This is a genomic window from Pseudotenacibaculum haliotis, from assembly GCF_042684245.1.
In the GTDB taxonomy this organism is placed as follows: Bacteria; Bacteroidota; Bacteroidia; order Flavobacteriales; family Flavobacteriaceae; genus Polaribacter; species Polaribacter haliotis_A.
The window spans coordinates 572904-588108 of the sequence record NZ_JBHULH010000004.1 but is presented as its reverse complement, the minus strand read 5'-3'; the positions used below and the strand labels follow the sequence as shown (position 1 = coordinate 588108).

General features: G+C 35.9%; 8 protein-coding genes. All 8 read left to right on the top strand.

Translation table 11 applies throughout. The annotated features are described in order from the left end of the window. From ACFSRZ_RS10670 to ACFSRZ_RS10635, 8 genes are read left to right on the top strand one after another with little or no spacing between them, the layout of a single operon-like run. Window positions 1-726, top strand: a complete 726-nt coding sequence (locus ACFSRZ_RS10670) for a CIS tube protein (RefSeq protein ID WP_379666544.1) — start codon at window positions 1-3, stop codon at window positions 724-726. A 1-nt stretch (window position 727) separates the two neighbouring features. After that, the gene (gene vgrG / locus ACFSRZ_RS10665; protein ID WP_379666543.1) at window positions 728-2473 is read left to right on the top strand and encodes a type VI secretion system tip protein VgrG; all 1746 of its coding nucleotides are present in this window, start codon (window positions 728-730) and stop codon (window positions 2471-2473) included. 10 nt (window positions 2474-2483) lie between these two features. Continuing rightward, entirely contained in the window at window positions 2484-3473 is a 990-nt protein-coding gene (locus ACFSRZ_RS10660; RefSeq protein WP_379666542.1) for a hypothetical protein, read from the top strand. 10 nt (window positions 3474-3483) lie between these two features. Then, window positions 3484-3774 carry a PAAR domain-containing protein gene (locus ACFSRZ_RS10655; protein WP_379666541.1) on the top strand — a complete coding sequence of 97 codons (291 nt, stop codon included), beginning with the start codon at window positions 3484-3486 and terminating at the stop codon, window positions 3772-3774. Between the two features lies 1 nt (window position 3775). Next, complete coding sequence (locus ACFSRZ_RS10650; RefSeq protein WP_379666540.1) at window positions 3776-4189, top strand: GPW/gp25 family protein; 414 nt, start codon at window positions 3776-3778, stop codon at window positions 4187-4189. An 8-nt stretch (window positions 4190-4197) separates the two neighbouring features. Beyond that, the gene (locus tag ACFSRZ_RS10645; protein WP_379666539.1) at window positions 4198-7503 is read left to right on the top strand and encodes a baseplate J/gp47 family protein; all 3306 of its coding nucleotides are present in this window, start codon (window positions 4198-4200) and stop codon (window positions 7501-7503) included. After that, complete coding sequence (locus tag ACFSRZ_RS10640) at window positions 7491-10235, top strand: hypothetical protein (RefSeq protein ID WP_379666538.1); 2745 nt, start codon at window positions 7491-7493, stop codon at window positions 10233-10235. The genes ACFSRZ_RS10645 and ACFSRZ_RS10640 overlap by 13 nt, the downstream gene beginning before the upstream one ends. After that, entirely contained in the window at window positions 10225-15201 is a 4977-nt protein-coding gene (locus tag ACFSRZ_RS10635; protein ID WP_379666537.1) for a hypothetical protein, read from the top strand. Before ACFSRZ_RS10640 ends, ACFSRZ_RS10635 begins: the two co-directional genes overlap by 11 nt. Window positions 15202-15205 lie beyond the last annotated feature (4 nt).

Here is a 15205-nt window from a genome sequence, read left to right as displayed (position 1 = left end):
ATGAGTGGAGGTAAATTACAAAAGTTGATCATTCGCTGTTTTAAGGATGAAAAGTATAAGAACGAGATCAAAGGGCTGAAGTATACAGCGCTTTTGAATCCCGAAAAATATACGCAGTCTTACAAAACAGAGTATAAGAAAGAAGGAGGAACAGGAACCAGTTCTACAGCTCCTAAGTTCACAAGATCATTGCCTTCCGACCTAGATCTGGAGTTTTTGTTTGATCGAACAGGAGTGTTGGTTCATTATGGAGATGACAAACAAGCCAGTAGTGACGATACAGTATATAAAGATCAAGGAAAGGGAATTATTGATGATCTAGCCAATTTCAAAAAAGCAGTTTTTGATTATAACGGAGATCAACACAAACCCAATTATTTGATCATTAGCTGGGGCGCACTGTTGTTTAAAGGCATTCTAACGGATCTGTCTATAGAATACAAACTATTCAAGTCAGACGGAACCCCGTTACGAGCCATTGCAAAAGTAAAGTTCATCTCTCATATCGAAGCAGAGAAAAGAGCGGCAGCAGAAAACAACAAATCGCCGGATCTCACACACTATCGTGTTGTGAAAGACGGAGATACATTACCGTTGATGACACATCAGATCTATGGTGATTCTAAGTATTACCTAGAAGTAGCGAAAGTGAACAAGCTCTACAAGTTTAGAAAACTAACACCCGGACAACAATTATTTTTCCCGCCTTTAGCAAAACAATCCTAGTATGAATAACAGCGGAGTCATAAAAACCTCAAAAAGTGCAGACCTAGTCACTTTTAAAGTATTGATAGACGGTAAAGAACTATCAAAAGTTTATGAAGTGAAAAGTATCTCTGTTTCTAAAGAAGTGAACAAAGTTCCCATAGCAAAGATCATTTTGCTAGATGGAGAAGCTTCGCAAAGATCTTTTGTACTAAGCGAAGAACAGCTGTTGATTCCAGGGAAAAAAATTGAGATCACTGCCGGATATCACTCAGATGAAGAGACCATCTTTAAAGGCATTGTCTTGAAGCACAATATAAAGATTAGAGAGAATAGCTCTCAATTAATAGTAGAGTGTAAAGATGAAGCTGTAAAGATGACTGTTGGAAGAAAAAGCAAGTATTTCTATGACAGCAAAGACAGCGAGATCATAGAAAAGCTTATTGGTACCTATAAACTCTCAAAAGACGTAGAATCTACCAGTGTAAAACACAAAGAATTGGTACAATACAATGCCAGTGATTGGGATTTTATGGTAATGAGAGCACAGGCAAACGGAAAGCTTTGTTTTATTGATGATGGTAAGATCACAGTATCCAAACCCAACGTAAGTCAATCAGAAGTAGAAACCATAACGTTTGGAGCTACACTCTTGGATTTTGATGCCGAAATAGATGCAAAACATCAAATGAAAAAAGTCTCTTCTTACGCTTGGAACCATGCAGATCAAGAATTGCTGGAAATCGCTGGGAAAGACCCTTCTGTGTCTTTAAATGGAAATCTATCTTCTTCAGACTTAAGCAAGACCATTGCTCTAGATAATCTCCAATTAAAACATGGAGGTGCCATAACAAATGCCGAGCTCCAAAATTGGGCAGATGCCAAGTGGTTATTTCAGCAATTAGCAAAAGTTAGAGGAAGAGCTAGGTTTCAGGGAATCCCTTCTGTAAAACCTAATACCATCTTAAAACTAGAAGGTGTTGGAGATAGATTCAATGGTAAAGTCTATGTAACCGGTGTAAGTCATAACATATCAGAAGGAAACTGGACAGTGAATGCTCAATTTGGATTAGATCCCAAATGGTTTTCAGAAAACTACCCTGTACATTCAGAACCGGCATCCGGCTTATTACCGGCTATTAACGGCTTGCAAGTAGGTGTAGTTTCTCAATTACAAGACGATCCCGATAAAGAAGACAGAATACTTGTTCAGATTCCAATTATAGATCATAAAGAACAAGGTATTTGGTGTAGAGTAGCATCGCTAGATGCCGGAAAAGAAAGAGGCTATTTCTTTCGTCCAGAAATAGGAGATGAAGTAATCATCGGATTCATTAATGAAGATCCCAATGATGCTGTTGTTCTAGGAATGTTACACAGTAGTGCCAAACCGGCACCCATCAAAGCAGATGACAACAATCATGAAAAAGGGTTGACAACCAGAAGTAAGATGAAGATTCTTTTCAACGATGAGAAGAAAAGTATTGAAATCTCAACACCCATAGGGAAGAAGATCACTTTAGATGAAGATCAAAAGTACATTGTTATCGAAGACGATCATAAGAACAAGATCACAATGAACGGCGACGGTATTAAGATGGAATCCCCCAACAATATTGAACTGAAAGCAACCAAAGATGTAAACATTGAAGGGATGAATGTAAATGTAAAAGCCAACGCACAATTCAAAGCCGAAGGATCGGCAGGAGCTGAAGTTTCTACAAGTGCTATTGCAGTATTAAAAGGATCGTTAGTACAAATCAATTAATCAAAAGAATATGAAAACAGTATATAGTTTTTTGATCGTATGTCTGGTAAGTCTATCGATAGTTTCTGCACAAACAGATTCTATTCAACAGCAAAAGATTCAGAAAGAAATACAGGAATACCTTTCAGAAAAGAATTATACGCGTATTCCGAATACAGATTTTGATAAAATCCTTCAAAACGAGATCGATACTAAAGTAAAAAGTGGATTGACTTACTGGATGACCTTGATAAGTGTAATTATTGCTGTCTCTGGAGGTGTAGCCGCCTTTGCATTCAACCTAAAGATCAAGCAAGTTGTTCACAACGAAATTGAAAGTAAGAATGCTGAATTGCTTGAGAGTTTGGATAAGATGATGATCGAGTCGAAGATGAACAAGCTTAGAATGGATTTTGAAGTGCTAAAAGAAGACCACAAGTTAAACCCGAATCAACCAACACTCAAGTCAGATACATACTTACTGTTGGAAGAGTGTGTACATATCAAATTTGATAGCCTGATTCCGGAAGTAGTCGACTTTTTAGGATGCATCATATTTTCCGAACGTCATATCGATGAACTAGATCTATTGATCAGAACCTATGAGAGGAATTACAATTTGAAAGCTACAACTTGTATGAACGCTGCTATTCTTAGTGTTGAATACTACAATATGGAAGGCACAAAGAGGTACAAAGACAATTGTATCAAATACTGTCATAACTCAATTGATAAGATGTCTTGGTATGGCGAACCTCGAGGTATTTTAATCTTATTACACGCTATGGACTTTGTAAAAGCAGAGAGTCAACAAATGAAAGAAACAGCTTTAAAAGAAGTTCAGAAAGTATTGGCTAACATCTTAAAAGGATCATCAAATTATATCGCAACAAATACCTGTGACCGATTGGATAGAGATAAGAATCACGATGCTTTCAAAGAGTATTTACAAGTCATTCAAAACGAATTACCGGATGAGTTTAACAAACTATATGCGAAAGCTATCATAGAAAATCAATAAAGCGAAAGTTATGGGTAAACCGGCAGCAAGAATTACCGACATGCACGTTTGTCCGATGGTAACCGGATTGGTACCTCATGTAGGAGGACCTATTCTACCGGCAGGATCACCAACAGTTTTGATAGGAGGACTACCGGCAGCCAGGCTTGGAGATATGGCCACCTGTGTTGGACCACCGGATTCTATAATCATGGGGTCGCCTACCGTACTTATTGGCGGTATGCCGGCAGCCAGAATGGGAGATTCTACAGCACACGGAGGAACAATTGTAGCAGGATTACCAACCGTATTAATAGGATAAGATGAAAAGTAAGATTCCATTTTTAGGAACAGGATGGGGATTCCCTCCTGAGTTTCAGATCAAACAAAAGTGCATTAAGATGCTATCTGATGAAGAAGACATAGAAAGCAGCTTATCCATCCTATTATCTACTCGATTAGGAGAGAGAGTTATGGTACCTGATTATGGTTGCAACTTAGATGAACTGTTGTTTGAAGGCTTGAACAGAACACTCATAACCTATGTGGTAGAGCTTATTGAAACAGCCATCCTATATCATGAGCCAAGAATAGATGTGATCAAGATAGACATCTCTGAAACTGAACCTTTAGAAGGAAAATTGATCATAGAGATCGATTATAGAATTAGAGCAACAAACTCAAGAAGAAATATGGTCTTCCCATTCTACAAAGAGGAGGGAACAGACCTTAACTGAAAAAGAAAATGGGGCAAGAAATAGATAAAATATTAAAAAGAAGCGGAACCGATCAGAACGATCGATTTATTGAAGCGCTCAAACCGGAGAATTTCGAGCTTCATGATTTCACCTTAGAAGATTGGATCTTATTTGCCTATAACTTTGCCAAAAGAGTCAATTACTTTGATATAAGTGATGATAAGAAACCATCTGACGATTGGCAGAGTTTCTTTCAAGAATTCAACCCGAACAATCAGGAAATTGTTTCAAGAACCACAAGAGAATATGGCAAGCTTAAACAAGCCATAGACAAAACCCTTTCAGAATACAAAGAGAATAGCGAATTAACGCCTCATCTAACCCTATTTGTATGCTTTTTACAACTATTAGAATTTTCTAAAGAAAGATTTAATAAGCTAACCAAAAGACATTTAGATTTCTATTACAAAGAAGTTCTTCAGGTAAATCAAAGAGCAGCTATTTCTGACCAAGTACATATTCTTTTTGAAATTGCCAGAAGAAGTAGTGAAGAGCAAGTAGTTGAAGCTACAGAGTTAGATGCAGGAAAGGATGATAATGGTGTACAAAGAATTTACAACACTACAGAAGAACTAATTGCCAATAAAGCACAAGTAGCCAGTGTACGATCTATTTATAACGGAGAAAAATTTTCAGACCCTAAACACAAAGGAGACAACCCATTAGAATTTGTTGCAAATGAAGTAGCAAATACTTTAGATGGCAAAGAAGAACCTTTACCGGAAGACGCACCTTATTGGTTTCCTTTTGGATATACTTCCGAAATTTCAGAACAAGGAACGTATAAAGAGCTTGAGAATGCCAATATAGGATTTGCTATCAGTTCGCCAATGCTACTACTGGAAGAAGGCTTAAGAACTATAGAAATCACCATAGACTTTGAAGAAGAAACAACAGAAGATGATCTAAAATTATCAGATTTCAAAGCAGATGTATTAGAAGATATTATTAGCATTTATGGTAGTGGAGCAGAAGATTGGATTGGCCCTTTGCAATTGAAAATTACAGCAAACGAAGCAGACAAAGCCAGTGAAGAACTAATAACCAAGGATGCTACAGAAAAACAATTAAAATTGGTTTTTCAACTGACTAAAGACGAAGATGCATTGGTTCATTACAACGATGAGTTTTTACTTAAAAAATATGCTACAGATTTCCCTTTGGTTCGATTTTTAATTGATACAAGCGAAAAGAAAGGCTATGAATTTTATAAGATATTAAGTGAGAAAGTAGTCACTAATGTAACAGTAAAAGTAGATGTAAAAGAAGCTACAACCATCATTACAGAGAACGACAACGGAATTTTAAAGACAGCAAAACCTTTTTATCCGTTTTCTACTCAACCTGTATTGAATTCTAACTTTTATATAGATTTTCCAGAAGCTTTTTCAAAAAAATGGACAAGTATTAAAGTTAACTTCAAATGGAAAAACACACCTAAGAGCTTTAAAGATTGGTACAAGGCCTATTTAGATTCACAACGATTGGCTACCAATAAAACTACGTTTTTACAGCAGATGACGTCGGCTACAGACAATGAACTGATTGTAAAAAGCGATAGTCATTTTAAGGCAGAAAAAGCTATCAAACACAACGAGATTTGGAAAGTAAAAAGTGACAAACAGACTTTATTTACAAAAATTGTTGATCCCAATACACAGCTGGCTACCGACGATTTTGAATGTACTGTTGAGTATACCAATTCTGAATCTTTTGCAGCAGATACTTCAGGACCTTTACGTCTTTCTTTAGAAAATACTTTTTTGCATAGTTTATATCCAAGAATCTATGCCATGGCTCTCACAAGCAAAGGAGCACCTTTGGTACCCAACGAACCTTATACACCCATAGCAGAAGAACTAAGCATTAGTTATGTAGCTCAAGAGAGCCTACTTGTAAAATCGCAAGAAACTCCAATATCAAAAGACAATCCTTTACAGACTCAAAACTCGAAAGAGTCATACGAGAAAAATAGAATAAAGCTATTTCATGAACATCCTTTCGGACAAAATGAAGAACACAATTATTTAAAACTCTTTAGAAGAGAAAAAGGAATTAGAGATCTATACGATTCAGAAACTATTGAAGCCTTTTTAGTGCCCAAATACTGTAAAGGAGGAGAGCTATTAATTGGTTTAGAAGAAGCAGAACCGCTTCAAAATATCTCTTTACTGATTCAAGTACTGGAAGGAAGTGAGAACCCTTTGGTAAAATCTTTTGAGAACGAAGAACAAATAGAGTGGTCTGTACTGTGTAGCAACGGTTGGAAAAGCCTCAAAGAGCATATCATTTCAGATAGTACAGAAAACATGCTGTCTTCAGGAATCATCAAGATTGGTTTACCCAATGAAGCTTCTTTAGACAATACTTTGCTTCCGGAAAATTATATATGGCTAAGAGCAAAATTACACAAGAGTTATGATGCTGTATGTAAGGTAATCAACATACATACTCAGGCAGTATTGGCAGAGTTTAAAAACTCAGAGAACGAACTTTCTCATTTAGAAAAAGGACTCGAATCAGAAACGATTAAAAAGCTGATAGATCGCGTGCCACAAATTAGATCTGTTTCACAGCCATACAGCTCATTCAATGGGCTTCCGGAAGAATCAGACCTTGATTTTTACAGAAGAATTAGTGAGCGACTTCGCCACAAAAACAGAGCCATTACACTTTGGGATTATGAACATTTGATCTTACAAAAATTTCCGGAAATCTATAAAGTAAAATGCTTGAATCATACTTCAGAAAAAAGCTTTACAGCTGCCGGAGAAGTAAGCTTAGTGGTTATTCCCGATACCGTAAATAAAAATGTGTTTGATATCTACGAGCCAAGAGTTAGCAAAGGCTTACTGGCTAAAGTAGAAAAGTACATCAATACACTTAATACCAAGCATGTAGAAGCTAAAGTGATCAATCCAAATTACGAACAAGTCTTTGTAAAACTACAAGCCCAGTTCTATGAAGGATTAGATAAAAATTTCTACAGCAAGAAACTAGAAGAAGATATTACAAAATTTCTCTCTCCTTGGGCTTATGACGATACCAAAGAGATCACTTTCGGAGTCACACTCCACAAAAGTGTTTTGATCGATTACCTGGAGAAGTTAGAATATGTAGACTACCTACAGAATGTAGAAATAAGCAAAGTAGGAAGCTCAGAAAAAACAAACAACATCTCACCATCCGATCCAAAATCCATCTTGGTATCAGCAAAAGACCACGATGTAAGTACAGTACTAAGCAATTGTAAAGGAGAAAAATTTGAAGAACCCAAAACATGTCAAGTATAACCAAACATACCAGCATACCTAAAAACGTTTCCTCTAAGGACGATCTAGACTTTTATTTCCTAAGAGATAAAGGGGTCGAGTATATTGAAGAACTAGGAGGAGAGTTATGGACAGATTTGAACTCGCATGATCCAGGCATTACGATCTTAGAAATGTTGTCCTATGCAATCACAGACTTGAGCTATCGAATTGATGCCCCCATCAAAGATTTGCTAACATCAGAAGATGCTTCAGAAAATATTCACCATCAGTTTTACAAAGCAGAAGAAGTTTTTCCTAACAATCCGGTAACAGAATTGGATTATAGAAAGATGTTTATTGATTTGAAAGGAGTACGAAATTGTTGGTTGAGAAAATATAAGAAAGAGGTACATGTAAACTGTAGAGATAGCGAATTATCCTACAAGAAGGAAACATTTAAAGATGTAGACGATACACAGCTAGACGATTTTACATTAAAAGGATTGTACACCCTATTGGTTGAGTTTGAAGACTACAAGCAATTAGATGAGGAAAAGAAAAAAGAAAAAATAAAAGAGGTCAAAGAAACGATTCGAGCTAAGTATCACGCCAATAGAAACCTATGCGAAGATTTAGTTGAGATCAAAGAGGTAGAAGAACAACCTATTTCTATTTGCGCCAACATAGAAATAGAACCGGAGGCAAATGAAGAAGAAGTGCATGCAAACGTACTTTTCGAACTTCATAATTACCTATCGCCAACAGTTAGCTTTCATAGCTTAAAAGAAATGCTATCAAGATCATATACTCCAGACGAGATCTTTGAAGGACCATTATTAGAACACGGTTTTATTGATACAGAAGAATTAAGTGAAGCCGATCTTAGAAAAGAAGTCAGGCTTTCCGATCTGATGAAGATCATCATGAATATTGAAGGCGTAAAACTGATCAAAGACATTTCTATTGCTCATTGTGATGATAACAAAGAACAAAAGAACGAATGGCTTATCTGTATAGACCCTGATAAAAAGCCTGCTTTATGTGCAAAAAGCAAATTAAACTATCACAAAGGAGTATTGCCTCTCAATCTTAATGACAATGAAGTAGCATACTATACGCGATTGTTAAAAGAAGATGCTTTGGAGTCAAAATTAATGGCCAAAGAAGATATGAAACTTGAGATTCCGCAAGGGAATCATTTACAAGCACATTCATACGATACCATTCAAAACGATTTTCCTGATACCTACGGAATCGGACAAGAAGGACTAAGTGCTTACGCAACAACCCAAAGAAGGTCGCAAGCCAAGCAATTAAAATCGTACCTATTGTTCTTCGATAAAATTCTAGCCAGTTACTTTCAACACTTAGGAAAAGTAAGAGAATTACTCTCTATCAACGGAAACGAAACTAGAACTTATTTTGCCCAAGAGCTCACAAATATCAAAGGATTTGATGACTTAGTTGATGATTATCCGAAAAACGATGAAGAAGCACTGACTTCTTATCTATTTGAACGATTTGACAACAGTTTAGAACGACGTCATCAGATATTAGATCATCTATTATCAAGATTTGCTGAAAAATTCGGAGACTATGTGTTCTTAATGAAGATGCTTTATGGCAATGTGGCCGAAGAGATCGCATTGGCAAATAAGAAAGCATTTCTTAAGGACTATGTAGCAATAAGTTCTCAAAGAGGAGCAGCTTTTAATTATTACAAGCAGCCCAAAGAAAGCCTGTGGGATACAGATAATATATCAGGTTTTCAAAAGAGAGTATCCAGATTATTAGGATTAAAAGACTATACCAGAAGACACCTTACCTCATCATTTATCAGCATCATTAAATCTAAAGATGATGAAGGGAAAGATCAATACGAATGGGAAATAACAGATGGGAAAACTAGTGTTTTACTAGTATCAGTAAAAAAATACAAATCTGTTGCTTTGGCTACCCAAGACCTGTACAATGCAGTATTACTGATCATACAAACACCAGAAGAGAAGATCGAGCAAAAGTTCGAAAACGGAACAATCAATGATCAGATCAAAACCAATATAGCTCCTTATGAAGTTACTTCCGGAAAGTATTCTTTTAAGATTGTAGATCTTCTATTGCCCGAATCTCATAATAAGTACGAATTAGGAAAACACAACACGTCTTATGATACGCTAGAAGACTTAAAGAAGGCAATTCTAGACCTTATCAACTTTATCAAATGTGACTTTACAGAAGAAGGAATGTTCTTAGTAGAGCATATTCTACTGAGACCCGATGTTACCAATAGTTTAGCAAAAAAAGAAGAATTCATGCCTATTTGTGCAGATGAATGCGATGCTTGCAGTATAGACCCTTATTCCTTTAAAGTAAGCATTGTTCTGCCCGGATATACTTTCCGTTTTTCAAACCCTGATTTCAGACACTATATGGAAAACATCATTAGAGAAGAACTACCGGCACACATCATTCCAAGAATTTGCTGGGTAGGAGATAGGAGAGGAGTTGTAGACGATAAGGACAATGATCTATGGGGTTTTGAATACGCTTACAAAGCTTACTTAGAAGCAAAAACCAATCTAGATCAAGAACAGCCCATAAAAGGGAATAACGAGCACAAAAAATTAATAGAAGCAATGACCCAACTAAATACGATCTATCCAGAAGGACGATTATTGGATTGTACCGATGATAGTAACGATATAGAAGGAAGAGTCATTTTAGGACAAACAAACCTGGGAACACTAAAAATAGACAGCGATGGAAACTAAATCAAAACACAGCAGCACAAAACTGGTAGATATATCTACCCAATACAGCAAATTCAATAAAAATCAGGTTCTTACAGAAACACAACTGAACGGGTTTCTAGACTATTTTGATGATCAAGATAGATTAAGCAGAACTAGCCTGAGTGGAGTAGGCATTGTTTGTGGTTTTCAGGTGAGTTATGATACTACACTAAAGAGCATAAAGATCACACAAGGTAGAGGTGTTACTACCGATGGAGATTTAGTTGCATTGCAAAACCCATCACAAACAGAACAAGGTAAAAAAGATACTACCTTAAAGTCTATTGAGCTGTCTTCTAAAACATTTAAGTTCTATAAAAAATTCCTAGACGATACTGCAAAGTACGATCGCTTTATTGGTGCTGATAAAAAACAAATAGAATTATGGGAGCTTCATGAAGAAGATGATAATGCCCACACGAGTTTGTCTTCGTTTCCCAACCTTAAGAACATGGTTGTCTTGCTCTACCTTGAAAGTTATTCCAAAGAAGGAGATTTGTGTACCAAACTTTCTTGCGATAATCAAGGTATAGAGCAAGTATCGCGCTTAAGAGTTCTGTTGACTTCCGTTAAAAACGCTAAATACATTTTAAGTAAAGACTCAATTTATAAGAAACACGATTGGTACGAAACCTACATTACTCTACCCGAAGTAAGTGCAAAACGAGTAGTGTTAAACTGTGACAATACAAAAACGTATAAACAACTCAAATCAAATTATTACAATGCCATCAAGAGTAATAATACAGTTACCAAGCTTGGAGAAGGCCTAGATGCTATTTTAGCGAAATTCAATCAAACAAGTGTTTCATCATATATCAACAGGCTCTTTAACTTCAATGAAAATGCTATTCCCGTAGACTTTCAATACCGATACGATGTACTTAAAGATTTGATAGACACCTACAACGAGATCAAATCAACTCTTCTGAATCTAAACGTACACTGTTGTCCTACCATAGGAGCATTTCCAAAGCATTTAATGCTAGGTAGAATAGAAGAAATCAAACCTTACCTAAGCTTACGACACGAGTTCTATAAATCGCCTATCATTGGTTGTGAAAATAAGGAATATCAAAAAGCACTTCACTTACTTCAAAAGGTAAAAGAACTATGTATCAACTTCTTATTCATAAACAAAGGAAGTGAGATCAAGATCACACCATCATTAGATGTTAGTGAACTTTCAAAAAAAACAATTCCTTTCTATTACAAAGTAGACGACCCTATTTTAAAACAGTGGAGTTATGAGAAAACCAAAGAGCTCAGATCACGTTTCAATTTGAGCTATCACCGTCAGAATTTGGTAAGCGCTCCCGCTATTCAACATCCATTAGATTACAATTTAGATCACTTTAACTTTTACAGAATTGAAGGGATTCAGGGGAAAATGTATAGAGATGCATTGGATCAGATCTTAAAAATTAAGAAGGATAAAGGGTTGAGCTTTGATGTAAAAGTACTCTCGGTAGAAACAGCCAATAAATCCGTTGATATCAAAGAATACAAATGTCAATTTGAAGACCTTAAGATCTTATTGGCAGCTTGGAGAGCAGAGCAAGACTGTGTACTTTCAGAAGTAAGTCAGTTTTTATCGGGATTCGATACCAAAAAAGCCGGAGACAATCTCATCTCAAAAAAGAAAGGTTATGACAGAATGGTGGTTGCAGCCAGCGCTACAGGAATGGAAAGAATTCATAGCTATGAAGAAGAGTTGAAATCTGATGCCAGAAAGAAGATGTACGAGAAAAGAATGGCATACGGAAGAAGAAAGAACATCGTAGAAGAAAAACTAACTCATGACGAAGGAGCCTTAGGAGTTTATGTAAAAAAAGCCTTTAAAGAAAACAAAGGAGGATCTGCCAATGATATCATGGCTGCCATTACAAGAGATTTAACAGCCGTTTCTAACACTGATACCTGGAAAGAAAAAGCAGAATTAAAAGAATTTGTTCTAAAAGACATAACAGAAGTATTGGTGCACTCTTACATTCTTGATAATGAAATTCCAACTAGTATTTTAGAGATCAATGAAGCTTCATTAGTTAAGTACAAATTAACTATAGATCAACTATGTACTTATGTGAAAAACCTACAAATGAAGTACAAAAAAGTAGAACTTAATGATGGATCAAAACAGATCATAGGATTATTGATCAATCAGCTATCAACAGTATGCTGTTCTGCTAAAAAGTTAGAGATCTTATTAAAAGAGATTGAAACACGTAAAAAAGAGATTCTTATTCAAACACAACTCTCAGAATTTGTAAAAAAACACCCAGGTTTAGAACATAGAGCCGGAGTAGTTCCGGGAGGTACTTTTGTGATGGCCTATGTAAAAGAAGATGCCGATAACAAAGCAACCTATCAAAATGTAACTCTTGAACTAGAGTTCTTAGAACAACCTAATATAGACGATGATGGTTTGGATGGAGACAAAGGACAAATTCAATTATGGAACTCTAAACTCAGTACAAAATTTGCCTTTTTGCACAGAGTAACCAAAGAAACCCAAAACCCAATGGAAGAAGTGGTTTTTATTGGAAAAGATATTGAAGAAACTGTTTCCAATCTATCTACCTTTTTAAATGTTCTTTGGAGAAGAGCCGGAGCTATTAACGAAATTAGTTCTAGAACAGAAAAGAAAAAATTGATCATAGAAATAAAAGATCGATCTATAAGAAAAAAAGCCAATTTTATACAATTCTTCAACCCTGCTATTGTTGGAAAAAACACCAAAATATATTTTGAAGAAAACACCATTGTTGCAACAAATACGACTACTAAAAATACTGTAGTAGCAGATTTTTACTTACCATACATGTGTTGTACAGACTGTGCGCCTGTTAACTTTATCATACCTAAAGAACCGGTAAAATTAAGCTTGCCTAAGAAATATATTTGTTTGGAAGAAGGAGTGGAAGTGATTCCTATTCCGTTTGATGTTTCTCCTTCTGATGCAAAGATCAAAGCAAATGTACCTGAAGGTAAAGAAAGCGGCTTGACATACGATGCCAACAACAAACCAGTATTTGATGCCTCATTAACCGATCCTAGTTTGCATGGAAAAGTAATTGCTTTTACAGCTAATGATGAAGAGACAGATTGTGCAATTACGGTATATCCGGATGTAGCACTTTCAGTTACAACATCTGTAGAATACCATGAGTTGAATACTGTGGCTATTGTTACCTACAAGGTCTCAGAAGTATATGCAAATTTGAAACATCAATGGGATTTTGGAAATGGAACCACGGTAGAAATAACACCTTCTTCATCTGGAGAAGTAAAAGAAAAATATGCCCTACCTGTCAATGCCGATAACATTGTAAAACCAAGTTTACGCATTAGCAATGGATTCTGCGAAAAGGTGATCCCTATTGAACCAATAGTTTTTGAAAGCCCTGTTGATGTTTCTTTAAACATCGTAAAAACCTATTGCTTAAACACTAGAGCTACCAGCAAGATCAAGATACCTTTTACAGATAAGAATCCATCAACAGGTACAATTGAAATTGCCGGAGGCGCAATTAATGGATTGAATATAGAGAACGATAATTTAATTGTCGATCCGCAGAAATTCAAAGACTTTGACAAGCCTATCCGATTTACCTTAGAAAGACAGATCACCAACGCAATTATTACGATTGGAGCCATTAAAGAATTCTCAATTATTGGTGATGAAGGTCAATACTATTGGGAAGGAAATAATCTGTATCAACTTGTATACTTAACAGTAAAAATGCAAGGAGGAGATAATGGTCAATCCAAATACATATGGAAGATCAATGGAGATGAAGCAGGTAAGAAGAAGAATATAGAACATGGATTCTTACTAAAAAAAGAAGCTTCTAACTCTTATGAAATCATGGTTACTATTACAGATCCGAATGGATGTGTATCAACAAAGAAGAGAAAAGTAAAGATTCCTTATCCGAAGTTTACAATGAAAATGGAAGATAATATCTCAAGCTTCTGTTTGAATGACGATCGTAATTACTCCGTACTTGTAAACCCTCTGATTGACAAAACACCTTACACAGGAAATGGAATTTATGTTGATGCAAACGGGCAAGTGAAGTTTACACCGATTAGAACTAATATGACAGCGCCGGGAGCAGCTAATCTAGGTATTGCAGGAGATACATTGCTTACCTTAAAACTAAAAGCAGCCTCAAAAGCTCGTTTTGAATGGAAAGTAGAGCAAAAACAACTATTCCTAACCAATACGTCAGAAGTAGCTGATAAATACATATGGAATGTAGCAGGGCAAGAAATTATAAGAACAAACAGAGCAGCATTAAAGTTCAAAGTAGATACTTTCCAAGAATCTGTAATAGATGTTTCTTTAACGTCAATGAGTTCTTGTGGAGAAGATACATTTACCATTACCGGAATCAAAGTACGTGAAGAAGTAGAAGTTAATACCAATTGTATTTCAGAAACATTAGGAAGAATAGAAGAAGATCGTTCAAAAATCTCTATGAATGTTGATGTATCTACTAACACAAGAAATAAGATTGTGATTCCTACAGTAAGACTATATGATACTGTCTTAGCAGCTCCACCAAGTGTTTTAAACGGAGGAGACAACAATTCTTTAAAAGGATTTACCAAACTATTCTCAGGTACAGCTGCAGAAATAATTAAAAACAGAAATAACACCTACATACTAGGAGTATTATCTAAACTGTACATAGCGCAGGCCAAGCTATTCTTGAATATGATTCACTGTCAACCTCACACCGTTTTAGAAAACGACAAACGAGTTATTTCAACAATTACAAGCAGTTTAAGAGCCAGTTTGGTAAGAATAAAAGCATCAGACATCCAATTTGACATGGAGAATGATCTAAAGAACTTCTTCATAGAATACAGTAGAGACAATCAAGTAGTAACTTATATGAGAGCAGGAGTTAAAAAATTAATTGTACAAATTCTGTAATGCA